The 26,278-nt window shown below is 65.6% G+C and carries 27 protein-coding genes; 12 read left to right on the top strand and 15 right to left on the bottom strand.

Annotation, left to right across the window (positions count from 1 at the left end):
• The first annotated feature begins 91 nt into the window (after window positions 1–91).
• On the top strand, window positions 92–829 hold the full coding sequence (locus tag ABZ827_RS14035; protein WP_357237415.1) for an SDR family NAD(P)-dependent oxidoreductase: 738 nt from the start codon (window positions 92–94) through the stop codon (window positions 827–829).
• A 187-nt stretch (window positions 830–1,016) separates the two neighbouring features.
• Here ABZ827_RS14035 and ABZ827_RS14030 read toward each other — a convergent pair whose 3' ends face one another.
• Genes ABZ827_RS14030 through ABZ827_RS14015 form a run of 4 tightly spaced genes read right to left on the bottom strand, consistent with a single transcriptional unit; the run spans window position 1,017 to window position 5,165 of the window.
• Window positions 1,017–1,784: an enoyl-CoA hydratase/isomerase family protein gene (locus ABZ827_RS14030; protein WP_357236907.1), complete on the bottom strand. Its 768-nt coding sequence runs from the start codon at window positions 1,782–1,784 to the stop codon at window positions 1,017–1,019.
• A gap of 1 nt (window position 1,785) precedes the next feature.
• The gene (locus ABZ827_RS14025) at window positions 1,786–2,874 is read right to left on the bottom strand and encodes an acyl-CoA dehydrogenase family protein (protein WP_357236905.1); all 1,089 of its coding nucleotides are present in this window, start codon (window positions 2,872–2,874) and stop codon (window positions 1,786–1,788) included.
• Window positions 2,861–3,766 carry an acyl-CoA dehydrogenase family protein gene (locus ABZ827_RS14020; RefSeq protein WP_357236903.1) on the bottom strand — a complete coding sequence of 302 codons (906 nt, stop codon included), beginning with the start codon at window positions 3,764–3,766 and terminating at the stop codon, window positions 2,861–2,863. Before ABZ827_RS14020 ends, ABZ827_RS14025 begins: the two co-directional genes overlap by 14 nt.
• A complete protein-coding gene (locus ABZ827_RS14015) occupies window positions 3,744–5,165 on the bottom strand; it encodes an AMP-binding protein (RefSeq protein ID WP_357236902.1) in 1,422 nt (473 codons plus the stop codon). Before ABZ827_RS14015 ends, ABZ827_RS14020 begins: the two co-directional genes overlap by 23 nt.
• A gap of 100 nt (window positions 5,166–5,265) precedes the next feature.
• On the opposite strand from ABZ827_RS14015, the gene ABZ827_RS14010 reads away from it, so the two are divergent.
• Window positions 5,266–6,309: a ferredoxin--NADP reductase gene (locus ABZ827_RS14010; protein WP_357236900.1), complete on the top strand. Its 1,044-nt coding sequence runs from the start codon at window positions 5,266–5,268 to the stop codon at window positions 6,307–6,309.
• Between the two features lie 79 nt (window positions 6,310–6,388).
• Here ABZ827_RS14010 and ABZ827_RS14005 read toward each other — a convergent pair whose 3' ends face one another.
• Complete coding sequence (locus tag ABZ827_RS14005; RefSeq protein WP_357236898.1) at window positions 6,389–6,901, bottom strand: anthrone oxygenase family protein; 513 nt, start codon at window positions 6,899–6,901, stop codon at window positions 6,389–6,391.
• A 197-nt stretch (window positions 6,902–7,098) separates the two neighbouring features.
• On the bottom strand, window positions 7,099–8,550 hold the full coding sequence (locus ABZ827_RS14000; RefSeq protein WP_357236896.1) for an MFS transporter: 1,452 nt from the start codon (window positions 8,548–8,550) through the stop codon (window positions 7,099–7,101).
• A gap of 141 nt (window positions 8,551–8,691) precedes the next feature.
• On the opposite strand from ABZ827_RS14000, the gene ABZ827_RS13995 reads away from it, so the two are divergent.
• The gene (locus ABZ827_RS13995) at window positions 8,692–9,342 is read left to right on the top strand and encodes a Uma2 family endonuclease (RefSeq protein WP_357236894.1); all 651 of its coding nucleotides are present in this window, start codon (window positions 8,692–8,694) and stop codon (window positions 9,340–9,342) included.
• A 145-nt stretch (window positions 9,343–9,487) separates the two neighbouring features.
• Complete coding sequence (locus ABZ827_RS13990) at window positions 9,488–10,378, top strand: MerR family transcriptional regulator (protein ID WP_357236892.1); 891 nt, start codon at window positions 9,488–9,490, stop codon at window positions 10,376–10,378.
• A 164-nt stretch (window positions 10,379–10,542) separates the two neighbouring features.
• On the opposite strand, the gene ABZ827_RS13985 is transcribed toward ABZ827_RS13990, so the two are convergent.
• Window positions 10,543–10,752 (bottom strand): DUF397 domain-containing protein, encoded by a 210-nt coding sequence (locus ABZ827_RS13985; protein WP_357236890.1) that lies wholly within the window; start codon window positions 10,750–10,752, stop codon window positions 10,543–10,545.
• The gene (locus ABZ827_RS13980) at window positions 10,749–11,633 is read right to left on the bottom strand and encodes a helix-turn-helix transcriptional regulator (RefSeq protein WP_357236889.1); all 885 of its coding nucleotides are present in this window, start codon (window positions 11,631–11,633) and stop codon (window positions 10,749–10,751) included. Before ABZ827_RS13980 ends, ABZ827_RS13985 begins: the two co-directional genes overlap by 4 nt.
• Before the next feature lie 284 nt (window positions 11,634–11,917).
• Between ABZ827_RS13980 and ABZ827_RS13975 the strand changes: the two genes are divergently transcribed.
• On the top strand, window positions 11,918–12,106 hold the full coding sequence (locus ABZ827_RS13975; protein WP_357236887.1) for a hypothetical protein: 189 nt from the start codon (window positions 11,918–11,920) through the stop codon (window positions 12,104–12,106).
• 173 nt (window positions 12,107–12,279) lie between these two features.
• Entirely contained in the window at window positions 12,280–12,474 is a 195-nt protein-coding gene (locus tag ABZ827_RS13970; protein WP_357236885.1) for a hypothetical protein, read from the top strand.
• Window positions 12,475–12,547: 73 nt separating this feature from the next.
• Here the strand turns inward: ABZ827_RS13970 and ABZ827_RS13965 are convergent, their stop codons facing one another.
• The 4 genes from ABZ827_RS13965 to ABZ827_RS13950 form a co-directional block, all read right to left on the bottom strand.
• Complete coding sequence (locus ABZ827_RS13965) at window positions 12,548–13,309, bottom strand: ESX secretion-associated protein EspG (RefSeq protein ID WP_357236884.1); 762 nt, start codon at window positions 13,307–13,309, stop codon at window positions 12,548–12,550.
• A gap of 78 nt (window positions 13,310–13,387) precedes the next feature.
• Window positions 13,388–14,548, bottom strand: coding sequence for a hypothetical protein (locus ABZ827_RS13960; protein ID WP_357236882.1), 1,161 nt, complete (start codon window positions 14,546–14,548; stop codon window positions 13,388–13,390).
• An 8-nt stretch (window positions 14,549–14,556) separates the two neighbouring features.
• Window positions 14,557–15,042, bottom strand: coding sequence for a hypothetical protein (locus ABZ827_RS13955; protein ID WP_357236880.1), 486 nt, complete (start codon window positions 15,040–15,042; stop codon window positions 14,557–14,559).
• Window positions 15,043–15,092: 50 nt separating this feature from the next.
• Window positions 15,093–15,662, bottom strand: coding sequence for a DUF3558 domain-containing protein (locus ABZ827_RS13950; RefSeq protein ID WP_357236878.1), 570 nt, complete (start codon window positions 15,660–15,662; stop codon window positions 15,093–15,095).
• Window positions 15,663–16,335: 673 nt separating this feature from the next.
• Between ABZ827_RS13950 and ABZ827_RS13945 the strand changes: the two genes are divergently transcribed.
• The 5 genes from ABZ827_RS13945 to ABZ827_RS13925 all read left to right on the top strand — a co-directional run bounded on the left by ABZ827_RS13945 (window position 16,336) and on the right by ABZ827_RS13925 (window position 22,466).
• The gene (locus tag ABZ827_RS13945; protein ID WP_357236876.1) at window positions 16,336–20,145 is read left to right on the top strand and encodes a glycohydrolase toxin TNT-related protein; all 3,810 of its coding nucleotides are present in this window, start codon (window positions 16,336–16,338) and stop codon (window positions 20,143–20,145) included.
• Window positions 20,142–20,552 carry a hypothetical protein gene (locus ABZ827_RS13940; protein WP_357236874.1) on the top strand — a complete coding sequence of 137 codons (411 nt, stop codon included), beginning with the start codon at window positions 20,142–20,144 and terminating at the stop codon, window positions 20,550–20,552. The genes ABZ827_RS13945 and ABZ827_RS13940 overlap by 4 nt, the downstream gene beginning before the upstream one ends.
• 29 nt (window positions 20,553–20,581) lie before the next feature.
• On the top strand, window positions 20,582–21,328 hold the full coding sequence (locus ABZ827_RS13935) for a TNT domain-containing protein (protein ID WP_357236873.1): 747 nt from the start codon (window positions 20,582–20,584) through the stop codon (window positions 21,326–21,328).
• On the top strand, window positions 21,325–21,630 hold the full coding sequence (locus ABZ827_RS13930; protein ID WP_357236871.1) for a hypothetical protein: 306 nt from the start codon (window positions 21,325–21,327) through the stop codon (window positions 21,628–21,630). The genes ABZ827_RS13935 and ABZ827_RS13930 overlap by 4 nt, the downstream gene beginning before the upstream one ends.
• Window positions 21,631–21,920: 290 nt before the next feature.
• Entirely contained in the window at window positions 21,921–22,466 is a 546-nt protein-coding gene (locus ABZ827_RS13925; RefSeq protein ID WP_357236869.1) for a hypothetical protein, read from the top strand.
• A gap of 310 nt (window positions 22,467–22,776) precedes the next feature.
• On the opposite strand, the gene ABZ827_RS13920 is transcribed toward ABZ827_RS13925, so the two are convergent.
• From ABZ827_RS13920 to ABZ827_RS13910, 3 genes are read right to left on the bottom strand one after another with little or no spacing between them, the layout of a single operon-like run.
• On the bottom strand, window positions 22,777–24,552 hold the full coding sequence (locus tag ABZ827_RS13920) for an ABC transporter ATP-binding protein (protein WP_357236867.1): 1,776 nt from the start codon (window positions 24,550–24,552) through the stop codon (window positions 22,777–22,779).
• Window positions 24,539–24,745 carry a lasso peptide biosynthesis B2 protein gene (locus ABZ827_RS13915; RefSeq protein WP_357236865.1) on the bottom strand — a complete coding sequence of 69 codons (207 nt, stop codon included), beginning with the start codon at window positions 24,743–24,745 and terminating at the stop codon, window positions 24,539–24,541. Before ABZ827_RS13915 ends, ABZ827_RS13920 begins: the two co-directional genes overlap by 14 nt.
• A gap of 41 nt (window positions 24,746–24,786) precedes the next feature.
• On the bottom strand, window positions 24,787–25,044 hold the full coding sequence (locus ABZ827_RS13910; RefSeq protein WP_357236863.1) for a hypothetical protein: 258 nt from the start codon (window positions 25,042–25,044) through the stop codon (window positions 24,787–24,789).
• A 318-nt stretch (window positions 25,045–25,362) separates the two neighbouring features.
• Here ABZ827_RS13910 and ABZ827_RS13905 point away from each other — a divergent pair, with 318 nt between their 5' ends.
• Window positions 25,363–26,247 carry a hypothetical protein gene (locus ABZ827_RS13905; RefSeq protein ID WP_357236861.1) on the top strand — a complete coding sequence of 295 codons (885 nt, stop codon included), beginning with the start codon at window positions 25,363–25,365 and terminating at the stop codon, window positions 26,245–26,247.
• The last annotated feature ends 31 nt before the right edge of the window (window positions 26,248–26,278 follow it).

Here is a 26,278-nt window from a genome sequence, read left to right as displayed (position 1 = left end):
GGGCACCGCCCGGTCCGGCCCGGGCTCGAACGGCGATACGGGGCAGAGCAGTAGTCCGGGAGCACTGGACCACGCGGCCGGTTCCGGCCCGCTGGCGGGCAAGGTCGCATTCGTCGCCGGCGCCAGCCGCGGTATCGGTGCCGCGATCGCCGAGATCCTGGCTCAGCAGGGCGCGGCCGTCGCGGTCGCCGCCCGGTCCGAACAGACCGGGCGGGTCGCGGGGACCATCCACGAAGTGGCCGAACGGATCGGATCCGCGGGTGGGCGGGCGCTGGCAGTGCCTTGCGATGTCACCGGGGAAGAATCGGTCCGCGACGCGGTGTCCACGGTCGTCGCCGAATTCGGCGGAATCGATATCCTCGTCGCCAATGCCGGTGTGCTGTGGCTGGGCCCGGTGGAGAGCACCCCGCTCAAACGCTGGCAGCTCTGCCTGGATGTGAACCTCACCGGCGTTTTCCTGGTGACCCGCGAGGTGATCCCGCATATCCGCGCCCGCGGCGGCGGATCGCTTATCGCGGTCACCACCACCGGCGTCGAGATGACCGACCGCGGCGCCAACGCCTACTGGGTGTCCAAGGCCGCGGCGGAACGCCTCTACCTCGGCCTGGCTTCCGATCTGCGACCGGACAATATCGCGGTGAACTGCCTGAGCCCATCGCGCGTTGTGCTCACCGAGGGCTGGCGAGCGTCCGGCGGTGGCGATATCCCGGCCGAGATGGTGGAACCGCCCGAGACGATGGGCCGGGCCGCGGCCCTGCTCGCCGCCCAGGACGCCACCGGGATCACCGGCACGATCCAGCGCTCGGAGTCTCTGCTGGCTACTCGGTAGCCACACTCGGCATCCACCGCCGACCGGATCCGGTCGATATCGGCCCATTCGAAATCGACCGGATCCACCAGGACACGATCTACCTCACACTCGCCCGAGTCGATCTCGAATCGGACAGTTGTTCCCGCCTGCTGCGGCGCGGCCACTGTGACCTTCGCGCAGCCGGGAGTCTGTTCGAGCCGGGAGGCTATTTCTTTCCGGAGGTCAGCCGGGTGATGGTCGCGTGGAAATCGTCGGTCTGGAACGACTGGTATTCCGCGGTGAGCGCGTAGTCCAGGGAGACGAGTACGGCCTTCTCCAGCTGCATGTTCAAAACCCGCTTGGTGGCCTCGACAGCCTGGCGGGGCATTTCGGCGATCCGCTTCGCGCAGGCCAGCGCCTCGGCCATCGGATCGGCCACCACATGGTTGGCCAGGCCCATTTCCCGGGCGCGGTCGGCGGAGATGCGGGCGCCCGTGAGCGCGTACTCCTTCGCCAGCAGCAGGCTGGTGTGCAGTGGCCAGGTGAGCGGGCCACCGTCGGCGGCGACCAGACCCACCTGCACGTGCGGATCGGCGAGGTAGGCACTTTCGGCCATATAGACGATATCGCTGAGCGAGACGAGACTGCAGCCCAGACCGACGGCCGCACCGTTGACGGCGGTCACCACCGGTACCCGGCAGCGCGCCATACCGAGGACGATATCGCGGCCGTGCGCGATGGTCTTCTCGCGCAGCACCGTATCGCGGCCCAGCTCTTCGAGATAGGTGAAATCACCACCAGCCGAGAACGCCTTACCGGCGCCGGTGAGCACCACGGCCCGCACCTCGGGATCCTCGGACAGTCGCGGCCACAGCCGCGCCAGCCCGGTGTGCAGGGCATCGTCCACCGCATTGAGGGCGTCCGGCCGGTTGAGGGTGACGATACGCAGTGAACCGTCGGCCCGGACGTCGATTTCCGAGGGCATATCGTACATTTCAGACTCCCAATCCGAGGATGCGCGAGGCGATGATGTTCTTCTGGATCTGCGAGGTTCCACCCATCACGCTCTGCGCGCGGCTGTACAGGTAGGCACCGAACATCTCCTGGTCACCGGTGCCGGCGACGGTGAGGGCGGCATGCCCGACCGATTGATCGACCCAGGTCATGAGCAGTTTGTCCAGCGACCCCTGCGGTCCGTGGGTCACGCCGTCGAGTTGTTCGGACAGCCGCCGCCGCACGTGCAGCCGCAGCATCTCGGCCTGCACGGCCGCCCAAGCGAGTTCCTCGGGGGCGGTCCCTTCCACCCGGGCGGCCAACTGCCGCACCAGTTTCCCGTACCGTGCGGCGTAGCCGAGAGTGGAGGGTTCGCGCTCGTGCCCGACCACCGTCATCGCGAGCTTCCAGCCCTCACCGGGTGCGCCCACCATCTGGTCCGCGGGCACCCGCGCGCCGTCGAACAGAACCTGCCCGAATTCGGTCGTCACGCCGCTCATCATCTCCAGCGGCCGCTGCTCGACCCCGGGTTGTTTCATCGACAGGATGAACGCCGAAATACCCTTGTGCCGCTTGGCTTCCGGATCCGTCCGAGCCAGTAGCAGACACCAATCGGCCACATCGGAATAGCTGGTCCAGATCTTGTGCCCGTGGATCACGTACTCGTCGCCGTCACGGGTGGCGGTGGTGGTGAGCGAGGCCAGGTCCGATCCCGCGCCCGGTTCGCTGAATCCCTGGCACCAGCGCTGGCTGCCGTCGATCATCCCGGGCAGGAACCGGCGGCACAGTTCCGGGCTCGCGTGCCGGCCCAGCCCCTGGATCAGATAGCCCAGGCTCGGCCGCGGTGGAGCGCCCGCGATGGCCAGTTCCTCGTCCAGGATCACGTCGTAGACCGGCGGCAGATCCTGACCGCCGTGTTCTCTGGGCCAGGACAGACCGAAGAAACCGGCCCGGTACAGCTCGGAATGCCATTCACCCTGCCGGGCCCAGTATTCGTCGCCGGAGGTCGGGTATTTGCCCGCTACATCGGCGAGCCATTCGCGCAACCGTTGCCGGAACGCTGCTTCTTCCGGGGAATCACGATAGTCCAAGGCCGGCCTCCTCCAGGCGGACGGGAAACAGTTCGGTGGACACGAGGGCCCGCCGCAAATAGACGTGGGCCAAGCATTCCCAGGTGTTGCCGATACCGCCGTGCACCTGGATAGCGGTTTCACAGACGGTGCGGGTGGCTCGGGCGGCGTAGATCTTCGCGATCCGCGCCGCGCGCAACGCCTCGGCCGGTTCGAGTTCGTCGACAGCCCAGGCCGCGTGCCACAGCACGCTGATCGAGCCCTCGATGAGGGCCTCGCTCTCGGCCAGCAGATGCGCCACCGCCTGGTAGGAACCGATCGAGTTCCCGTACTGTTCACGGACTTTCGCGTACTCCACGGCGACCCGTTGCGCGCCCCGTGCCGTTCCGACCAGGTCCGCGCAGGTGATCGTGAGCGCGAGCGCCTGCCAGCGCTCGCGATGGGCGTCGGAGATATCCCCGCGCGGTTCCCAGGGACCCTCGGCCGCCGCGGCGGTGCGGGTGAGATCGGCACCGCTCACCGCGGCGCCGACCGATCCCCCCAGCAGCCGGTTGCCGTCCAGTTTCAGCACCCGGTCACAGCCGCGGGCGTCGATCGCGTTCCCCTCCACCGCGACCGTCCACCGCGACGTATCACCGTCGAACCGCCCGTGCAGATCATCGGCGAGTACCGGTCCCAGGAGCGGGACATCGACCAGTCCTCGCCCGAATTCCTCCGCGACGATCGCCACCTCGACCCCCGAGGCGCCGTCGGAACGGAGTTCCCGGAAGCCGGTGCCCGATACCGCGTCCTCGAGCCGCTTCCTGCGCTTCTCGTCGTCCAGGTCGATAACCGATCCGGGCCCTAACTCGTCGGCCAGTTTCGCGGCCGCTTCCCGGAGTTGCCGCTGTTCACTCGTCAGCCGGACGTCCATAACGCTCCTTCAGCACTCGCCGCAGCACCTTGCCGGATGGCAGGCGGGGGATTTCGTCCACGAACAGCACACGGCGCAACCGCTTGTAGCCGGCCAGCTGCTGTTCGACCGTGGCCATCAGCTCCTCGGCGGTGACCGTCGCGGATGTTGCGACCGCGGCCACGATGGCCTCCCCGTTCGCACCGTCGGGTTCGCCGAACACCGCGCAATCGGCGACAGCGTCGTGGCCGTGCAGTACCGTTTCGATCTCCGCCGGCGCCACCTGGAAACCGCGAACCTTGATCATTTCCTTGGACCGGTCGGTGAGCCGCAGCCAGCCGTCGGCGTCCAGATTCCCGACATCGCCGGTGCGGTACCAGCCGTCGTCGAACGCCCCGGCGGTCGCGGATTCGGGCAGATACCCGGCCATCAGCGATGCGGACCGCAACTGGATCTCCCCGTCGGCCCCCGGAGCTACCGGTTTCCCGTCGTCCAGTGAGACCACCCGCACCTCGACCCCGGGTACCGCCTTGCCCACGCTGTCCAGGCGTGGCGAATCGAGCGGACTGCACGCGATCACCGGGAGTTCGCTCGCCCCGTACGCGGGCAACCAGGTGACACCGGTGCGGCGGGTCACCGTTTCGGCGACACTCGCCGTCACCGGCGTCGCACCCCACATGATGTACCGCAGCGAGGACAGATCGTAGGACTCCAGATCGGGGTACTGCGCCATCGCCAGTGCGATCGGCGCGACCGCCATCTCGATGGTGATCTTGTCGGATTCGATATGCGCGAGAACCTTCTGCAATTCGAACCGGCGATGCAACCGCACCCAGGATCCGGTTTCGAAGGCGGTCACGATATTGAGGATGCCGAGGATATGCGACGGCGGGGTCGCGACCTGGATACGGTCACCGGGGCCCATCCCGAGCGCATCCTGCCAGTGCCGGACCGCCGCCGCGAAGGACCCGTGGGTGTGCCGGACCGCCTTCGGTAATCCGGTGGTGCCCGAACTGAAGACGAGCACCGCGTCGGAGGCCGGGTCGGGCGTATCGAAAGTACGGGTCGTGGCGGGGACGGGGTCGTCCAGGGACAACATATCGGTGAGCTCGCCGAGCACCGGGTGATCGCCGAGGGCGTGCTGGGTGCCGGTGATCTCCAGGGCGTGCGCCACCTCGGCCTTCTTCCACGCCGGGCTCAGCAGGACCACGGCGGCCCCCAGCCGCCAGATCGCCTGCACCGCGGTCACGAATTCGGGCCGGTTGGACGACATGAGCGCCACCCGCTGCCCGGTTCGGACCCCGCGCGCCGCCAGGACCTCAGCCAGGCCGTCCGCCGCGGCGTCCAGCTCCGCGCGCGTGTACTCGCGCTCCTCGAAGGCGAGCACTGTGGGCTCTGCGCCCCCTGCGGGCTCAGTCATCTGCCGCCCCCGATCCGGTAGCTCTTCATCGCTGTTCCTATCCGAATTTGAGAATACTATTCTCGCCTGGATAGAATCTTAATACCAGAAGGAGGCGACCATGGCGAGACCACCACTGTTCCGGCGCGCGAAGGTGATCCGGATCGTCAAGGAAACACCCGATACCCGCACGTTCGTGCTGGAACCGGAAGACGGGCCGTTCTCCTATCGAGCCGGGCAGTTCTGCACCTTCAAGTTCACTGTCGACGGCAAACCGCTGTTCCGGTCGTACTCGATGTCCAGCGCCCCCGAGACCGATACCGAGTTCATGACCACGGTCAAACGGGTGCCCGGCGGCGCGGTGTCGAACTGGATGCACGACAACCTCAGCGAAGGCGACGAGGTGGAACTGACGGTCCCGACGGGCCGGTTCTGCCTGCGCGAGGGCGATGTGCCGGTACTCGGTTTCTCCGGCGGCAGCGGTATAACCCCGATCATCTCGCTGGCCAAGAGCACCCTGGCGAGCACCGACCGTCCCGTGCGGTTGCTCTGCGCGGACCGCGACCGGCCCTCGGCGATTTTCGAAGCCGCCCTCGACGAGCTGGTCGCCAAGTATCCGGGCCGGCTGACGGTGCTACGGCACCGCGACGACGAACACGGCTACGTGGACGCGGCGAAGGTCCTCGAATTCGTAGGCGACGATTTCGCGGGCGATGCCTATATCTGCGGCCCCGAACCTTTCATGGAGCTGGTGGAGAACGCGCTACCCGGCCCGGGCCGGATCTTCTCGGAACGTTTCGGCAGCGGCGCACCCGCTGCCCCGGCTCCCGCGAATCCCCCCGCGGCGCAGTCCGATCAGGCGCCCCCGCCAGCCGAACCCGCGGCCACCGAAGAGGGCACGGTGACGATCTTCCTCAACCGGAAGAAGAAATCGGTCCCCCGCCGCGACGGCGAAACGCTCCTGGAAAGCGCCCGCCGCGCCGGCCTCACTCCCCCGTTCTCGTGCGAATCGGGCAACTGCGCCACCTGCATGGCCAAACTCACCGAGGGCAAGGCCACCATGCGCATCAATGACGCCCTCACCGACGACGACCTCGACGAGGGCTACATCCTCACCTGCCAAGCCGTCCCCGATACGCCGTCGGTGACCGTCCGTTACGAATGACCCGGTCGGCATCCCGACACCGGATCGGCGTCCTCGGCCGAACCGAGCCACCGGTCCGGCCCACGGGAACGGCCGGCGATCAGCCGGCAGCCTGGGCGCGCCCCCACTCCACCAGTGCCCAGGACAAGAAGGCGAATGCCACGGTGCTCGTCACCGCGCGGACGATATTCCAGGCCACCCACCGGGCCTCGTCGAACGCCGCCCGTACCGCGGCGGGGTCCGCCATATCCGCGGGCGAGCCCGCGGCTTTCAAGGCATCGTTCAACGGCAGATGCACCGCGACAGTGACAACCACGGCTACCAGGTACAGAACGGCCGCGGCGGCCGCCCACAGCAGCACCGCTCGCCGCTCCTGCCCGAGCTGCAGCAGCGCGGCGGCCACCGCCAGTACGAGCGCACCCATGAAGGTCGCAAGGAACAGCGGATTCACGATCGCCCGATCGATCGCCTGGAAAGAACCGATGAACGTCCGGTCGTCGGTCGACCGCAGTCCCGGCATGATCGCCAGCGAGTAGATCCAGAAGACTCCGGCCATCAATCCCGTGGCCACTGTCGCCGCCACGAGCACGGTTGCGCTTATCTTGTCGAGCATTCCCTCACCTCGTCCGAGTGGTCCCCCGACTGCCTCTCATGAGGTGCGGCGCGGCGAAATCCGCGGATGGACCTCGGATACTGTACCGACCTCCGGCACAGCACGTCAGGACATACGGACCGTGGCCGCGACACAACGGCAGCGGACCGGCGCCGACCCGGCCGGCGGCGCCGACGATCGCGGGCCGTAGTCCTCGCTCAGCCCGCGGTCCGCTCCGGCGCGACGGCCGGCCCGTCCACCCCACACTGCGGCAGGCAATCGATATTGCCCAGGTCGGGTGCGTGCCGCGGCGGTCGCAGCAGTACCGCCGCCAGCAGGGCACCGGTGAGCAGCAGACCGGCGCAGATCCACATAGCGACGGTGAATCCGGAGTCGAAGGCGATCGGATCATCCAGCGCCCCGGAAATACCGGCGAGGCCGGGCAATGCGGCGACCGCGAGTAGTTGCGCCGTTCGGGCGACAGCGTTGTTCACGCCCGAGGCGATCCCCGCCTCGCTGGCCGCCACGGCCCCCAGCACCGCACCGGTGAGCGGGGCGACCAGCACCGACAGCCCGAGCCCGAACACGAGGACCCCGGGCAGCACATCGACCGGGTAGGACGCGTCCGGCCCGATCCCCAGCAACAGCACCAGCCCGCCGGCGGCCAGAACCGGTCCCAGCGTCATCGGCAGCCGGGGCCCGTGCCGCTGTGCCCAGCGTCCCGCCGGGGCGGACAATACGAGCATCAGCACCGTGATCGGTATGGTGGCGACTCCCGACCGCAACGGCGAATAACCCGCCACCACTTGCAGTTCCAGAACCAGCAGGAAGAACACCCCGCCCAGCGCCGCGTATACCGCCAGGGTGACCAGATTGGCCACCGTGAACACCCGCGAAGCGAACAACGACGGCGGCACCAGCGGATGGTCGCTGCGCATTTCGATCCGGACGAATACCGCCAGCAGCACCAGACCCGCACCCACCAGTATCGGCACCCCGTCGATCAGTCCGAGCGTCAGCGCGCCCAGCGCCAGGGCGACCACCAGTGCGCCGGGGAGGTCGATCCGGCCCGCGGCGTTCGGGTCCCGGCTCTCCGGCACATGCCGCAACGCCACCAGCACGACAACCAGCACCAGCGGCACATTGATGAAGAAGATCGACCGCCACCCCGCGACCTCGATCAGCCAGCCGCCGAGGAACGGCCCGAGCGCGCCCGACACCCCGCCGAACCCCGACCACAGGCCGATGGCCGCCCCCTGGTCGCGGTGATCGATGGACGCGGAGATCAAAGCCAGGCTGCCCGGCGTCAGCATGGCGCCCGCCACGCCCTGCAACACCCGTGCGGCAACCAGCATCTCGATATTCACCGCCGCCCCGCACAGTAGTGACGCCACCGCGAATCCCACCGCGCCCGCGACGAACACCTTGCGCCTGCCGAACCTGTCGCCGAACGACCCGCCGAGCAGAATGAACGACGCGAGCGTGAGGGTGTAGCCGTTGAGCGTCCACTGCAATCCGGCGACATCGGTGTCCAGGGCTCCACCGATACGGGGTAACGCGATATTGACGACGGTGGCGTCCAGCGAGGCCACCGCCGACCCGAGAACGGTGGCCAGCACTATCCACCGGCCGGTGGCCGAACCGAGTCGGGGCAGCTCAGCGGTGCTCACGCCACCGAAGATACGGATCCCGGGAAGACAGGCACTGCTCGACACACGAGGAAAGCGACGACAGCCCGGCGTTCGGCGACTGGACACCTGACGGCCGACGGTAGCGCGCCCCTCCACCCGTTGCCAGCCTACGATCGGCATATGTCCTCGCCCAGGATCGAGAAGCCCGACCTCCCCGAGCGCATGACCTGGGAGGAACTGGGGCGCCTACCCGAAGAGCTCGCGCGGCAGATCGAACTCCGGGACGGGCGGGTGGTGTGGGTACGGCGCGGGCCCCGCGAGCATCAGAAGTTCACTCGCCGGCTGGTCAATGAGATCGAGCGCTGCGCGCGTGAGTACGTTTCCACACATCCTGAACACCGCTGGGAAGTCGAGACCGAGACCAACGTGTTTCTCGGGCCGAGCGGCAAATCGGACTTCCTCACGCCGGATTTCCTCGTGCACCGGTGCATTCCGTCGTATCACGATGTGCGGGCCGTCGATACCGTGCTAGTCGGTGAGGTGCTGTCGCCGTCCGATACCCGATCCGATATCGAAGCCGAGAAGAGTCGATACGCCGCTGCGGGCATCCCCTGGTACTGGGAGGTGACTCTGCAACCGGTTGTCAGCGCCATCGCGACGATCCGGGCCTACGGGCTGGAAACCGGGGTTGCCACCTTGCCCGAGGGCGTCCGCCCGCTGCACCGGTCCGACTACCGGCTGGTCGGCGAATGGACACACGCCGACGAAGCAGGGATCTCGTTCGGCTATCCGTTCCCGATCGACATTCCGTGGGGAGCCCTGGCCTTCTGAGTGAGGCACCGGAAAACAGGCGAAGCCGGCGCCTCTGGGACCAGACAAGGCAAAGACGAGGCGACCCGCCCCTCCCCCTGATCCGCGACCGGTTGCGGACCAGCCCTCTTGACCTTCCACCCGCTGGAAGGTTCAGGCTGTACTCGTGACCGACCGCGACACCTTGTTCACCATCGGCCGGCTGGCGCGGCGCACCGGCCTCGACGCCAGGACCATCCGGTTCTGGTCGGATGCGGGCCTGGTGCCGCCCACCACCCGCAGCAGCGCCGGGTACCGGCTGTACGACACCGAAGCCGTTGCCCGGCTCGAGCTGGTGCACACCCTGCGCGAGCTGGATATCGATCTGGCCACCGTCCGTGCGGTGCTGGAGCGGCAAACCAGCCTGGCCGCGGTGGCGGCCGCGCACGCGCGGGCATTGGACGCCGAGATCCGCACGTTGCGGGTGCGGCGAGCGGTCCTGCGTTCAGTCGCGCACCGCGACAGCACTACCGAGGAGTTGAGAATCATGCACGAACTCGCCACCCTGTCCGCCGCGGAACGCCAGCGGATCATCGACGATTTCGTCGACGAGGCATTCGCGGGAATCGAACCGGACGCCCCCGGCGCCCATATCGCCAACGGCATGCGGTCGATGCCCGCCACCCTGCCCGACGACCCGTCGCCCGAACAGGTCGACGCCTGGATCGAGCTGGCGGAACTGGTCCGCGACCAGGGCTTCCGGGACCGCTGCCGGGAAATGGCGGTCACCGGCGCCCGCGCCGAGGACGCACAGGTCCCGGAGGTCGATATGACCGCCGGCACCACCGCCCTCGAGGCCGGTATCGCACCGGACTCCCCGGCCGCGGCCGACGTCCTCGCCCGGGCTGTTCCGGACGGCACAGACCGAACCGCCCTCGCCGACCAGATGGCCACGTTCACCGACGCCCGGGTCGAGCGTTACTGGTCACTGCTCGCGATCATCAACGGCTGGCCCGCTCGTCCACCGATGGTCCCGGGCGCGGAATGGCTCATCGCCGCACTCCGTGCCCACGCATAGTGGGCTCCGGTCGTCGCGAGATCCTGGATGATGTCGCCGACAACGCCGGCAGTCGATCGCCGACCGGTGCAGGCTCTCGACCCTCGTACCGATGGCAGAGCAACGACCCCGCCCCCGGACATATTTTCCGGCGGCGGGGTCGTCTAGTTAAGGAGCGTGGTCTCTTAGGAAGTCGGCTCGAACCCGCCGCGATCGACAGCATCCGTGAACGCACCCCATTCAGCCGGGCCGAACACCAACGCGGGGCCGGTTGGGTTCTTCGAATCACGCACACCTACCAACCCGGCTTCCAGGTGCGCAACTTCGACACAGTCGTCGCCGCTAGCGCTGCGGCTGCTCTTGAACCATGCCGCCCCAGATAGGTCGACGCTCATGCCCGATACTCCCTCGCCGTCGCCTCGATGAGGCGCAGTGTGTCGTCTTCGTCCAATGCTACTTGCAGAATGGACGCGCGAGTGGCCTGATACTGGTCGATCTCGGTTGGCTTGTCCAGATACAGCGATCCGGTGAAGCCTTCGACATAGACCACGGGTGGTTCGGTCAGAGCCGGGTTCAGATTCTGAGGAAACTCCAGGTAGACGAAGTGTTTCGACACCATCCCGAGATGATTCGGAGCATCGAACGGCACGATCCGCAGCGATATATGCGGCTGCGCACCCAACGCAACGAGATGGTCCAGCTGATCCGCCATGGTCTTACACCCGCCGATGCGGTGCCTCACCACTGATTCACTCAGTGCGACCTCCAGCGCGAAACCCGCTCGGTCGCAAAGCCTTTCCTGGCGTTGCCGAAGGAGAATGATCTCGCCTTCAGGGTCGATCGACGTTCCGAGCGGCTCCGATACCTCCCACATAGCCCGCCGATAAGCCGGAGTCTGGAGCAAGCCCGGCAACGTCATGGTCTGCCAGGAAAAGACCTCACACGCTGCCCGTTCGAGCCCGAGAAATATTTCCGCTTTGGGGGTGATGGCATCGGGATTGGACTGCCACCACCCGTCCTTCCGGGATTCGTCGACCAGCCACAGCAGCTCCCGGCGATCGTCATCGCTCGCTTGGTACGTATCACAGAGCGCGTTGACGATGATCTTCTTGGTCTCGCTGTTACGACCGGATTCCAAGCGCCACAAGGTTTGTGCGCCCATTTCGCAGCTGCGGGCTGCCTTCGCCCGGGTAAGCCCGGCTACCTCACGCAGTTCGCGCAACCGACGCCCGAGAACGCGCCGGGGCAGGGTGGGCGGGGTCGATTCGATCGTCACAGTACGGCACCTTCCGTTAGGCGTTACTCACCGTTATGTCATCCTGAATGGAACAGTCGAACAGCTTGGAATTACCGATCCATTCGGATCAAATCCATTGCGTGCCTGAATCTTACGAAGCCATTCACAATTTGGGAAGCGGATGTTCTACTGATTGTGCGCCCGAGATATGGATACTTCCGCCACGAAATTTCCATGCCCCGAGGCGGTTGCGCACGCCCCGATATCTTCCGGTTCGTCCCCGTACCGGACAACCTACTCATGCCCGAAATCGCGAGGTGACCATGACATTCGGACTACCGGTAACCAACCATCGGCGCGTCCCGGTGATGACCGTGTCCTACGCCCATCTCGTGATGCAGGCACATATCGAATGCCCGCTCACGGCCTGTCCGCTCAAACATCAAGCCCGGGATCGATTGGTCGAGGAGCGCCGGCTGGTGCCCGGCGATCAGGAATTTCTGGGCTATTGACCGATTTCGCGCAGACGAAAGAAAAGCGATGAAAAATGAACTACCGCACCGGATCCCTGGTGGATCTTCCATTCCGGAGGCAGCCATATGGAAGACTCCGGCCGATATCGCGACCCTCGCCCGGATCGCCGACGCCCTGTGCCGGTGGCAGCCATCCAGACGAAGGCGGAACAGTGGCCGCTGAATCGAATCGAGCCGATATCTCCGCGCCATTCGAGACGCTCGCGGAACGGGCCCGGAACTCCGGATATCAGCTCATCCGCGAACCCCGCGCCCCGGCCTGTTGGGCATTACTCGACGTGGACGACGGCGAATACCTGCACACAGCATCCTCCCTCACCGAAATCGCCAGGTATCTCGATGAATGAACGAGAGCCGACCCCGGATCTGTTCGTCCCTGATTCGGCATCGAGCCCGACGCCTGCACAGCCGTTGGGGGCGTCACCAGCCGTCTGGTTCGTCCTCGCGGAGGCGGCGTTGCGCGCGGTCGATCCACTCGGCGAAACCCGCCGCGAAATCCTGCGCGCTCGCGGGCCGCACGCTCACATGTTCGCGAGTCCGCTTCTCCAGGTAGCGCCCGTCACCGGTGATATCGAACCACTGGAACCGGTACCAGGGCGTCGGCCGGTCCAGGATCGACCCCACACGCAGGCCCGCGCCACCGCCACCGTCGGCGGGACGCTTCGCCAGCCGCCGGTACTGTTCGCCGGGACCACGCCGGAGAGATTGCCGCTGTTCACCGTCGCGCCCGAGCTCGTCGATATGGAACGTGCCGGGCGCCTCGCGGCCGGGATCGCACGCCGGCAGCAGCCCGGCGAGACGTTTCGGCAACTGCTCGGCGGCGAACAGGTGGGCGTGCACCGGACCATCGATACCGTCGATCGCCGACTGCGCCAACGTCATCCCGTAATGGGTATCGCGGGCACCGACCACCCGGTACTCCCGCGTCCCGCCCTTCGTGGTCGCCGTCGACGAACCCAGGATCTCGATCCGCAGCACCCCATCGGTCAGGGTGTGCAGGGTGCGGCCGATCAGTTCGCGCTCGTCACGGTCATAGCGGGCCCGGACCTCGGCAGCATGAGCTTCGTACGGATTGCGGGTCTTGTATCGGCTGAGAAAATGCAGCGGCCGCGGGAACCTGTCGATTCCATCGCGATACCAGAGCGCGGCGAAATCGTCCGGCTCCCAGATCCATGTGCTCATTGTCGGTGGCGTTTCCTCGAAAATATGACGGCAGCTCCGGCCGCCGCCTGCGGGTGCCCGGCGCGGGCATACAGTCGCTCAGTCGCGTTCCGGTGGCCGCGCGGCCGGCGCCTCGGCGCCGAGCACGCCACCGGGAATCGTCGCCGGCAACTCTCCGAGCAGCTCCTCGGCGTTCTCGGCATTGATCAGATAATCCGGGATCTCATGCTTCTCGTCGTCTGCTCCCTGCTGTCCACGACCGGCCGCACCCGGCGACATCATTCCCGGCATACCGCCGCGCGGTGCGCCGGAAGCGGTGGTCCCGGTGGCCGCCGGCCCGGGAGCGCCCGCGGTGTTCGGAGTACCGGGCACCGTACGGCCGGGCTCCCCGGTGGTCACCGGACTGCCGCTGGGCGAACCCGGTGTGCCAGGTCCAGGGGCGGTCGTGCTGGGCATATTGGTTGTACTCGGTGTCGTGGCTGCCGGGCTCTCGGTGGTCGAAGGTGTCGTATTCGCGGGCGTCGTCTCACCTGGCTGCTCGGTATCCGACGGTTGCTGGGTGCCCGGATCCTGACCGGGCTGCTCCTCGCCGGGTTCCTCCCCCGTGGGGTTCTCCCCCGCCGGTTGGCCGGTATCCGATCCGTCGGGATTGCCGCCCTGATCGGTGTTCGTACCACCCGGTACGGGCTGGTCGCCGTTGCCGGTAGGCAGTTCGGTGTGCAGTGGCTGCGTCGGATTCACCGGTACCGGCAAGACGGGAATCAGCCCGTCTGCCTGTACGAACCCCGTCACGTAGTCGTCCCGCATCACCTGCCGGGCCGCCTCCTCGGTATCCGTACGTTCGTTGTCGAACCCGAGGAAAGTCCACTCGCGCGGATCCACGGCCCAATGTTTCTCGACAACTTCGGGCAGATTGTTCTGGGTACGCATGATCGACACCACGGCGTTCTCGACCTGAACGGCGAGGGCATGCAGCGTGGGAACCAGATCCTCGGCTCGGGTTGCGTAGTTGTCGATAGCCTGGCGTGCTTGCTCCGCGGCTACTCCGTCCCAGGCCGCCGCGCTGGACCGGCGGATCCGCGCGGCGAACACCCCCACACCGCTCTCCCACTGGGCCGCGATCTGCCCGTACTGATCCGACGCCATCTTCCCGTGGTCACCGGGCGCCAGCGGTTTGAACGCGCCATTGATCTGCGGGTGAGAGAACCCGTTGGGTTCCTCCGGATCACCGATTTTCGGGTTCTCGTTCTGAAAGGTCATCGTGCCCCCTACGGGATCGGGAACGCCGGCGGCAGTTGCAACGGCACCGGAGGCGGCGCGCCCGCCATCAACTCGTTGTATCGTGCTGCGAACCCGTCATCGGTCTCCATGTACCGCTGGGCTATCACCCGGTGCAGCTCTTGAATATCCTCGACGATCTGGTAATGCTGCTCCAAGATCGCACGAACATCATTGCCGTCATCCGAATTTTGCGCCTTGGTTCGGAAACGCTTCACCAGAACATCTGCGGAGGAAAGACCCTCACTGTTCTCCCCGAGATCCCACCGCTCACGCTCCCAGATCTCCTCCGCGACTCGCTGAAGCGAACGGATGAGAAGTTTGAACCCCTCACAGTCCCGCTCCATATACACAAATTCTTCAGCGTTCACCCGGATTGCCTCAGGTGATCCAGCACCCAGATTCACCGATAGCCGACCCTCACGCGCCTCCGTCAGTAAACCCTCCAGCGGGCGCGGCGGCGTATCCTCACTCAAAGCCCACCCCCTCCTTCATCCAATCAACTCGATACCATCGAATCCGGCGCTTACGCATCCGGGATCAATGGGGCCACCTTCTCCGCCAAACCCAACGCCAAGCCACACGTATCCAGATGCCCGGTCTTATCGTTGGACGCCGGATTACTCATCGACAGTTCGAGGCTCCCCCCGGCCATTTCTACATAGAACGTGCACGACGCCCGCGTATCGGGATCGTCCGCCGCGTCCACCGCCATCGCTGCCCGGCCATCAACCGTGTACTCCTGCCGCACCACAAACCGGTCGTTGTCCCGGATCACCGGCAATGTCAGATTCGTCGTGGTGATCCCCACCGCATAACTGTCCGGTGCCACGTAACCACATCCGCGCCATTTGATCCCCTGGCCGCCGTCCACGTTGGAGTCGAGACTATCCGGCACCAGGCTCTCCGACGCCAGGACATCCTGCGGAATATCGGTACACGGATCGAACGACGACGGCGCCTCCGCCGCGATCGGCAAGCCCGTAGTCGTGGTCACCGGCGTCGCCGTCCCGTCGCTACCCGTCCCACACCCCGCGACCAGCAGCGCGATCCCCGCCCCGCACACAATCCCTCGGATCGACCGAACAGCGGTCATCACAAACCTCCCGACACCGGTAGTCCAGTACTTCGAACGGGAACCGGCCGGCCCCCCGCGTCCCGGCGACCCTATCATCCCCGGGGCCGCCCGCATCAGGTTCGGACCGGCCGGAGAACCACTCCGGAAGCGCTCGCCTGACAGAAGGCCGCGCACTGCGTGCCCACCCTGCTGCTTCGGCAAAGGTCGGCACGAACCCGAACTCGTCCGGTGCCCTGAGGTCGGGGCGCTGCACATCGTGGCATGGCCCGTGACCTGCGCGCTCCGGCCGCAGATCTTGTCTCAGACGAGTGAATCTGTCCTCCCCTCGGGCCCATCGGATTGCGCGACTTCGGCAAGGCGCCGACCAACCGCGCCGGACGAGCAGGCGGATCTACAGAAACGCAGCTGGTGCGCGAGCATGAGAGGCCGGGCGACAGCGAGCAGTGACCAGCAATTCACGCAGCCCCGGTTTCGGCCGACAGGATCGGCTGGCAGAATCCGTCCGGTTCGATCGCTCCGGAAATTTGCTGGATCGAGGGAACCAGGTGGTGTCCGGCGGCGTCGGTTATGGGTGATGGTTCTGTTGTCGCAGTGGAGGGGGCCGACGGTGCGCCGCTCGTTCAAGCAGGTAGAGCACGGGATCCCATACCGTGTCACCGAACCGGCGACGATCCCGGCCGGGGTGTGCTGAATGGGTATCGAAATCCCCGAGGCGTTGCAGTGGGTCGCGAAGTACGTCGTGGGAGCCGGCGATTGGCCCGAGGGTGATGAGACCGCGATGCGCCGGGTGGAGTCGGCGTGGACCCAGCTCGCCACCGACCTGCGCGAGATCGGCCCCGACGCCAACCACGCGATCGATCAGGTCCTGGCCGCGATCGAAGGTGATACCGCGAAGGCGATCTCGGATCGGTGGACCGAACTCGGGCACGGTGCGGGCGCCTTCGACGGGCTGATCGAACATATCGAGACCCTCGGCGACGAAATCGGCGACGGCGCGGCCGATATCGAGCACACCAAACTGGTGATCTTGGCGAGTCTGGCCATCTTCGCCGTCGAGATGGCTGTCGCGTTGACCGCCGCCGCGACCGGTATCGGTGCCCCCGCCGCAGCCGCGGAAGCGGCCGTGGCACAAACCGCGACACGGATCGCGATCCGGACAGCGATCAAACAACTCCTCCAGCGGATTCTGTCGAAAGCGGCGTTGAAGGCCGCCGCGCGGGCAGCGGTGCGCGGCGCCTGGGCCGCGGCGCTGGAAGAGGTCGGCCTGGACCTTGGCGTCAAGGCCGTGCAGGTCGCGACCGGCCGCCGTGACGAAATCACGGTGGATGACCTGAAGGAAGCAGGCAAAACCGCGGTGACCGCGGCGGCCACTGGGGCGGTCACCGGGGCTATGGGCCCGGACGGGCTGACGTCGAGGAATGTGCCCGGCGGCCCGGAGGGCGGGAACCCGCTGGCGAACGCGGCCAAAGACGGAGCGCAAGAGGCGGTGGCCGGGGTCGCGGGCGAGGTCGCCGGGGAAGCCACCGACGCCGCGCTCAACGATCGTGAGTTCAGCCTGGAACAGGCGCTGTCACCGGAAAACCTGACGTCGTCGGCAGTCGGAGGTATACAGCGGGGAACAGAGACGTTGGGGGAGAACAACTCCACCGACACCGGCGAGAACCAGAACAACAACGATGAGGACCCTCCGGAGGAGTCGCAGAACAACAACCCGCCGGACAACGGCGACCGCGAAACCCAGGGTCGGAACCAGTCCCAGGAACAGCAGCAGAATCAGCCGCCGGCGCCGAACACTCAGCCTCCGGCCCCCGAGGGGCCGACGCAGACGCAGTCGTCATCGTCGAGTCAGCAGCCGCCCGGCGAGCAGCAGCCACCCGGTCAGCCGTCTCCTGGTCAGCAGCCGCCGACAGGTCAGCCGCCGGAAACCGGCGACCAGCCCGCGAGTCAGGATCCCCCGTCCCCGTCGAGTCAGGACGGGCCACCTCAGCAGACCCCAGCCGCCCCTGAGCCGGGCCAGACCCAGCCCGCCCCGGAGACCCAACAACCGCAGCCGACCGAGTCAAGACCACCGGACACACCTAACCCGCAATCGACCGAACCGGGACCGCCCGATTCCCAGCAGGCCCGGCCGACCGACACCGGATCCCCGGCGGGGCAGCAGCCGCAGGGCACAGATCCCGGGGAACCGAACCCGCCGCAAAGCCAGCAACCCAATGGTGGCAGCCCGGACACACCGCAGTCCACCCACTCCGGCGCTCCGAATACCCCGGACACTGCGACGGCACCCGGGACTCAGCAGCAACCTACCTCCAGTCTGAACCTACCGTCAGCCTCCAGCCTCAACCTGGGACCGGAAACCACGACCTCCCCAGAAACCGGATCCCCCACCACCACACCGGGCACACCACAGACCCCGCCTACACCCGACACCGCAACCAACCAGACCCCACCGACAACACCCGGCGAGACAACCACGGCGGGCACACCCGGCACCACACCCGTAGCCGGTGCCCCACAAGCCCAAAACACCCCACCCCCGTCAGCCCCCGCTACACCCGAAACCGCAGCTCCGGAAACCACTCCCACCACCACATCGGCCGCCACCGCAACACCAACCGTGCCCCCGCCCGGCCCCGCCCCGACAGCGACCGCCCCGGCCGACACTCCACGCTCCACCTCTCCCACGGACGCGGCGACAGGCACACACGCAGGCACCACACCCGCCAACGCTCCGCGGAACCAATCCCGCGCCGGCACCCCACAGCAGCCAGGCGACGCCACTACGCCCGGCGACGCACGCCCGCAGGGCACAGATCGAACCCCCGACACACTCGAAACAGCTCCCAACACACCGGGCTTCGACTACAACATCTACGACCCCGCAAACCACGCGCGTCTACTCGCCGACTTCTCGCGTCCACCCATACCCGCCCGCCCCACCAACTCCGGTCCTACACACGACCGGAGTCCCTCGACGCCCGACCGCGCCGGGCCAACAGATGATCCGTCGAAGTCACCGCGCCGGACCGATGCTCCGACACCGAACCCGAACAGGCCGCGCCCCGGTGATCCCATCTGGAATGCCACCGACCAAATTTCGGCTCAACCTCCTGCCCATCCGACGACGGCAAGCACCGTCGACGAACCACACAGGCCAACCGACCGGTCTCCGACCAAGGATTCACCGAGTTCGCCAGTTGGTGCCGCAGTACCCACCGGTATCGAAAATTCGAAACCGGAGAACACAGACCAAGCTCCAACCGACCGGCATTCTTCGCCCGTAGCCACTGCTGGTTCCGACCCCTCGTCGCCATCGCTGCCGGAGAGCGACCACTACCGGCCGGATGGCAGCCCTGTTCCTACGAACGAACTGGTCCACCCGGATCTCGAAACCAGCGAACTCGAGCGAATAAGCGCGATTGATGAACGCTTGAGGGAAGCGGCTCAAGAGTACAGAGACAAGCACGGGACATTTCCTCCCCCGCCGCCAGGAGTCGGACGACCTCACCCGGCGGTCGAGGCCATGATTCCGTCCGGTTTCGACCCATACCACGGGATGGGTCGAGACCAGTGGATGGACTCCATCACGGACCCGGACGGAAACCTGAACTGGGCCGACGCAACCCAGCATCCGGAGGGTTTCTCCACGCCAACCGACAGGCACCCGGTGGTGCTGCCGGTCGGCGAGATAATCGACCGATTCGGCGGGCCCAACGGAAGATTCACATCGCCGCCGGGCGTCACCTATCCGGAGCGTGCATTACCGCCCACCAACCTCGAAGGAGACTCCTATCACCAGTACCGGGTGGTCAGGCCACTACCGGTCTGGATGGGGCAGATCGCGCCACAAATGGGTGAGATCGGGCTGGGTACTCAGCACTTCCTACCCAGCTCGGTTCAAGCGCTGGTGGAGGCCGGATACCTCGAAGAGGTATCGCCCGAGCCACGTGACACGCCTCCGAGTTCGAGTGGCATCGCACCGGAAAACAGTCCGGACGATTGGCCGTCCGACGAAGGGCCTTCCAGACAGTCTCACCCCTTGAACGGGCGCCCAGGTTTTTCGTTGATGAGCGAGAACGATAATTTCTACCGGTTCGCGCAGCACGCATCACCGTTACCTGGGCACTACGATGTTATTGCCCATGGGTCCCCCGATATTGTCGAAATGAATTCAGGAGGAAACAGACTTTCTGCACGAGAACTGGCGAACATAATCAGTCACCGACCAGATTACCAACCTGGCATGCCGGTTCGTCTGCTGTCCTGCAATACCGGACACCTGGATGGAAATGTTGCAGTCCAATTAGCTCAGTCTCTGAATACTACCGTTGTCGCGCCTGACGGATATCTGTATATCAACAGTTCGGGAACCATGGGAGTAGACCGAAGGCCTTCCGGTGAGATCGGGTATATTCGAGTACGGTCTTTGGATAATACCTTCCATCGATTCCATCCCGATGGCAGTATCGAAGAAATGGAAAGGAACGAGTGGGAAGGGTGATCGATATGCTCAAGATACCGGATATAAAGGAAATTCTGGAATCAGCGGATGGCGGCGCTGCCTCGAGCCCGGATAGCGTGTCGGCGCGCGACCTGATGGACAAGGTCGATGAAAGTGTTCGTGAACCACTGGCCAACTACCTGAGTAACTGCCCTGCAATGTGGGTCAGTCAGTCCATCGAAGACCCGCTGGATCCGTCGAAGGGCTACGTGGTGCCGACCGGAATCGCTACCGACGGCGTATGGGTATGGCGGATTTACTGGGGGTATTTCGTCGGCGAGTACGGGGCGGCTGTCCCTGAGGATTTCCTCACGCACGCACAGAGTCAAAACTTTGAGCCGGTGGTACTCAGCGAGGAGGAGATGGACCGGGTGATAGACCGGTGCCAAGAGCAGTGGCCGGCCTGAGGGCGAATCGCGAGGCGTAAGGTTTCAACGTGGATTTCAGTGAACTGCAGCGGATCTTGCATGGCTTGGGTGTCCCCGACACGGATGCGTCAGTCGGGCGGTTACGTGATGACCATTTCTGCCTCATCCCAGGCGATTCCGTGGACACATTCGAGGTGTTTTGGTACGAGCGTGGCAATAAAATTGACCTGTGCATATACGACAGCGAGTCTGCGGCTTGTTACGGGTTTTTGGGGTTGATCGGCGGTGCCCTCAGCGGCAGACAGCCCCTGGAACCAGGCCGGGGAACGGCAGGTGCAATCGGTGGAGTTCCGATAACGCATCGAGTGCTGCGTGGCCTGCTGGACGGTACTGACCTGTTCAGCGGTATGGGCGAACCACAATGGGCACGTCAGTACGTCGTTCCCGAGGACTTCGGCGCCTCGTCCGGTCGGCGACGGCTGATATGGCCCGACCAGACACGGCACCCCGACGGGTTCGCCTCACCGACGGACCGTTCACCCACCCGCCTCCCGGCCGGCCGGATCATGGACACCTTCGGTACCACCTTCACGCGTTTTCTGTATGACGCGGGTGCCCTGATACCAGAGCGTTCGTTGCCGATCGATTGTGTGGAATCAGGATATCGACGCTGGCGCGTACTCAAGCCCACCCCTGTTTGGGCCGGACCGGCCGCGCCGTGGTTCGGTCTACCCGGCGGTGCGAATCAATACTTCACCCTCATGCCCGCCGTCGATCTAGTGGGCGCCGGATTCATCGAGGAGATAAAACTGTGACCACAGACGGTGGCGTCCACCCCGAAAACCTGTTCGCGCAGGATCCCGTGAGTCAACTCGGCCGATTCTCGAAGGTCGGTGCTCCAGAAGAACTCGTCTCAGAGGGTGCCCTCCGAGAAAATGCCTGGTGCATGATCCAAGCCGACGACGGCTGGTGGGACGTCTTCTACTACGAACATGGTTCGCGCACAACCAATCTTGGACGAGCCAAATCTCGCCTCGCCGCTCTGCGGCTGCTCGGCGGGCGGCTGCTGTACACCGACATCCTCAACCGAGCGTCCAGGCGAGAGGCCGACGAATAACTTCCGAGCAGCGCTCCTCCAGGCACTGAAGAGCCGGCCCCGATCGGATGAATACAGCCGCGATATTCGACATGCCCCGGGGATATCTCGTATGCCACGCCAGCCCCGACCCAGGCTCCTGATTCTGTGGGCGTTGAGCGAAGACCCGATGGGCCGATAACCTCCACAGGCATATGGGCCCCATGCCCACCGGACGGCGGGCCCTCACCTCCGGCGACACCCACCGCAGTCCCTGGTTCAAGCCTCCTGCCATCTCCAGCTCATCCCGTCGACTCCCCCGGAGGTAACCTATGCCGGACCCCCTGGAAACACCGCAGCAAGTCCGTCAGTATCTGGCCACAGCCCTCAACTCGTCGCGGCAGTTCCGAGTCCTACCGACCCAATTCGGCTGGGCGTGCAGGGAAGTCCTGACCCAGGAGGAAATCCAGAGCGGACAAGCGATGGGCCTGGGAAGCTACGTGGTGAACCGGCAGACAGCAGCGATCACAGCCCACACGAGCATGCCACTGGAAGTGATCGCCCAGGAATACGACCAAGCGATCCAGACCGGACGGCAGGTCCAGGGCTACCAGGTCTATCCCCCGACATGGAACGTGGAGGCCCGATTGATCGGGGAGACCCCGGAGGAGATCGTGTACCGAGTCCAGGCGACGTCACCGACGGACCCGCCGGCCGGCCCACCGATCGACCACCAGTTGATGATCAACAAAGCGACGCGCCGCTACCGCACCAACGTGACGGTGATCCACGAGGCGTGCCGACAGACAGCGGGCTGGGCGATCACACAGCACAACCAGTGGGGGACCTGGCCCGAGAGCCGGACCTACCAGTTCTAGACACGGACCGGGCCGGCGCCATAGGCAATCAGCCTATCGCGGACCCTGTAGCCACCGAGTCCACGCGGCACGAAGGCGACAACAAATCCCCCGATGGGGACGAGTCGGGGGCCACATCCTCCGACCCGGATGACGGGCTCGAGCGTCTCCGCACCATCCGCGCCGTGGCCGCTGCAGCGCCAGCCCAAACAGATCATCCAGCCCGGCCACCCACGCAGCCAGGTCCTCGCCCTTCGGCCCGACGAAAGACCTACCGCACAACATAACCAAGTGCGGCTGGAGTATTAACGGGCCATCCACCAGAAGGAGATCATACCTTCGCGCCGATGAGCTGCTGATAGTCCTCGTTCCGGGCAACCAGATCGTCGTGCGGACCGCTGTCGACGATCAGCCCGTCCTTCAGGAATACAACTGTATCGGCTTCCCGAATGGTGGACAGGCGATGGGCGATGACCAGCAGTGCGCATTCCTTCCGCACCGCCTGGATGGTCACGTGCAGAGCCTGCTCGGTCTCGGCATCCAGCATCGCCGTGGGCTCGTCCAGCATCAACAGCACCGGCCGACGCACCAATGCCCGCGCCAGTGCGACCCGCTGGCGTTCGCCACCCGAGAGCAATACACCGTGTTCGCCCACCGGGGTGTCGAGGCCACGCGGCAGCCGGGCGACCAGATCTGACAAACCGGCGAGTTCTACCGCACGTTGCAGGTCCTCATCAGCGAGTCCGGGTTGCCGATACGTCAAATTCTCGCGAAGACTGCCGAACAACAGGGGCGCGTTCTGCTCCAGCAAGCTGACGTCGGAACGCCACGCCCGACGCGGCCTTTGAGCGTAGGACCGGCCCCCCAGCAGGATATCGCCGCCGACTGGATCATAAAACCTGCTCACCAGCGAGAACACGGTGGACTTTCCGGCCCCGGATTGCCCGACCAGAGCCACGTGTCCGCATACCGGAACCGAGAACGACACACCGCCGAGGATCGCCCGCTCGTCGTAGGCGAAATGGACATCCCGGAATTCGAGTACCGTATCCGCGGTGCCGGCAGCCTCGTCAGTCGTTGTGCCACTATCTGTTTCGATATCGTTCGCCGGGATATCGTCGATGTCCTCGCAGGGTAATTCGAGTGTCGACCTTATCCGGCTCAGCGCGCCCAGAGCTTGCTGGAGACCGACTGAGCCGTTGAAGAGATCGCCGACCGGAATCAACAGGTTCATCGCCAGCAGCATCATCGATACGAGGCTGCTCAACTCCATCTGGTGGTTCGCGACCCGGACACCGCCGACCACCAGGGAGACCACGAACGAACCGGTCACGGCCAGATGCATGGCCGGATTTCCCAGTGCCCGCAACCGGGCGGCACGAACCCCGACGGAGAACGCTGCACCGGCCCGTTCGGCCAAATGCTCGTGCTCACGCTCCTCAGCATTGTTCACCTTGACCGTGCGCACTCCGGTGAGCGCTCGTTCGATATCGGCGGACAGCGCACCTACACTCACCTGCAATTGGGTCGAGGCCCGTTCGATCCTGGTCATGACCAGCAACATCGCACTCGCGGCAATACCGACCGTTACGAAAACGATGGAGAAGAGGAGCCAATCGAGATAGATCATCACCCCGACGGTCCCGATGAGCGTCACCGCTCCGGTCAGTAGTTGCACGAGGGTGGTTCCGACAACATTGCGGATCACCGTCGGATCCACCGTCACCCGCGAGATCAGGTCCCCGATCCTGAGCGAATCGAGCGTCGGGACGCTCAATCTCAGCAGATGCCCCGACAAACGATTGCGTACCGACAGCAGCACGGATTCGCTGGACCGTTCGAGCACGTAGAGCCCGCAGGTATCGGTAACGGCATGCAAGAGATAGGCGCCCACCAGCGCGGCCAGCGACCATGCGATCGCGTCACCCGCCGACGCATCCCGAATGACCTGCCCGGCCAGAAGTGGTTGCACCAGCGAGAATGCGGTACCCACGAGCAGCAGCGCGGTCGCGCCCAGCAGCGCTTTCCGATGTGGGGCGATCAACCGGAACAAAGCGCCGACCCGGCGCGGCCATGATTCGCCGGGCCGGGAATCACTGTTGGCCACTGACATCTCCACCCAGGTTCATATACCCACCCACCACGATCAGTCGGCTGAATGTATCCATATCTCCTGCCTCACCGACGAGTTCGCCCTCCGCCTCGACCCACGCGTGCGCCGTGAACGGCAGTTCGTTGCGAACGCCGACACACCATGTGGTCCACGCACCGTATCGCCGGCTCAACAGAACGGTTGCCACAGACCTCGTCAAACAGCCGAATCGGCCTGCGGCGGAGGCGCTCACCGCGCCGAGAACTTGCGGTCCAACAGGTCTGGGATCTCGCGGAATGCAGCGGCAGCTACTTGCTCGTTGAAAACCATATCGCTGTATGGGTCAACCATCCAGAGCTTGCCTGAGGTATTGGCAGCGAGTCTCTCGATCAACTGAGCCAGCGCAGCGCCGTGCTCATAGGACTGACGGACCAAAGTGGGCTTGCGCTTCGAGCGTCGACCGGGCCCATGTGGGCGGCCGTTGTGCAACTGTAGGTCGATCCCCATGGCCGGATTTTCTCACCGGAGTGGATGTCCTCGTTGCCGGTAGTGCCTGAGGCGGGCTTGATGTTGTCGGCGCGGCGCCATCGTGACCAGGCCCAGGTGTGGGCGGGGTCGTGGTCGCTTCTCCGGCTCTCCACGCCGCCGTGTGGAACGCGAGCTGCGGTTCCGGCGCAGCGAGTTGGAGCGGCTGTAATCGGTCTCTGCGCCGAGCGCGGCACGGGAAATCGTCGTGATCTCGGATGCGAAGGGCCAGCTATGATCGGGCGTCGATGTGATAACTCGGCGGGGAAGGCCTGGCCGAGACCGGGGAGGTACGTGGGCATGACCGATTCCCAGGGCGAAGGCGGCGAGGAGCCGAGCCGGGGTGCCGCCGAATCCGTGCCGCCGCCCGTTGCCGCTCCTGGCGGTCCGGGCGACTTCTCCGGCGGAGCGGACTCGATGTTCTACGGTTCCGCGATGCCGGGCCCGCCTGCCGCCGGGCCCGGGTACGGGCTTCCCGGCCCCGGATATCAGCCGCCACTGCCGTATCCGCCGCCGGCCCGCGGCGGGAACACGATGCTGATCGTCGCCGGTGTTCTCGGGCTGGTGGTGGTGCTGGTTGTCGGTGTGGTGATCGGTTTCGTCGCCAGTGGCGGTGACGGGAGCAGCGCGGCGGCCGGTGAGTCGGCGCCGGAGAAGCAGGGACCGGGGACCTATTCGATGAGTGGGGTCACCAATGCGTGCGATCTGGTCGATCCCACGCCGTTGACCAAGTGGTCGCCCACGCCGGAAGGCGCTCCCGTTCACGAGGAGACGCCGCAGTCGCCCCACTCCAACGGCACCCTGAAATGCGAAGTCGCCTACACCAGCAAGACCGAGGACCCACTCGCCAGATTCTCTCTGAACGAAGCGACAATGATGGTCGAGGCCGAATTGGCCGACAGTGAACAGGCGCTCAGCCATTTCTGCACCAAACCCGCCCGCGACCACTTGCAGATGGGGGAAATCTCCGGTCTCGGGACCCGCGGCTGCTGGATCTCCGAACTCTACGGTGACCTCGTCGAGAGCAGGACTTACCGGGTGGAGGCGCTGGACGGCAATGTCGGGGTGGGGGTAAGGATCAACCTCACGCGGGAGCAGGGTTCGCCTCCGGTGAGCTGGGGTGAGCTCGATGCGGTCGCCAGGGCCCAGGTGCGCAGAACATTCGATGGTTTGAAGCAGAACTAGCGGGCGCCCACTTCGCTCCGGCCGGAGTGAG

This window comes from Nocardia sp. NPDC019395, assembly GCF_040632335.1.
Lineage (GTDB): Bacteria > Actinomycetota > Actinomycetes > Mycobacteriales > Mycobacteriaceae > Nocardia.
Note: the sequence above shows the minus strand (reverse complement) of the source record. Positions and strands in the feature narration are given on the sequence as shown.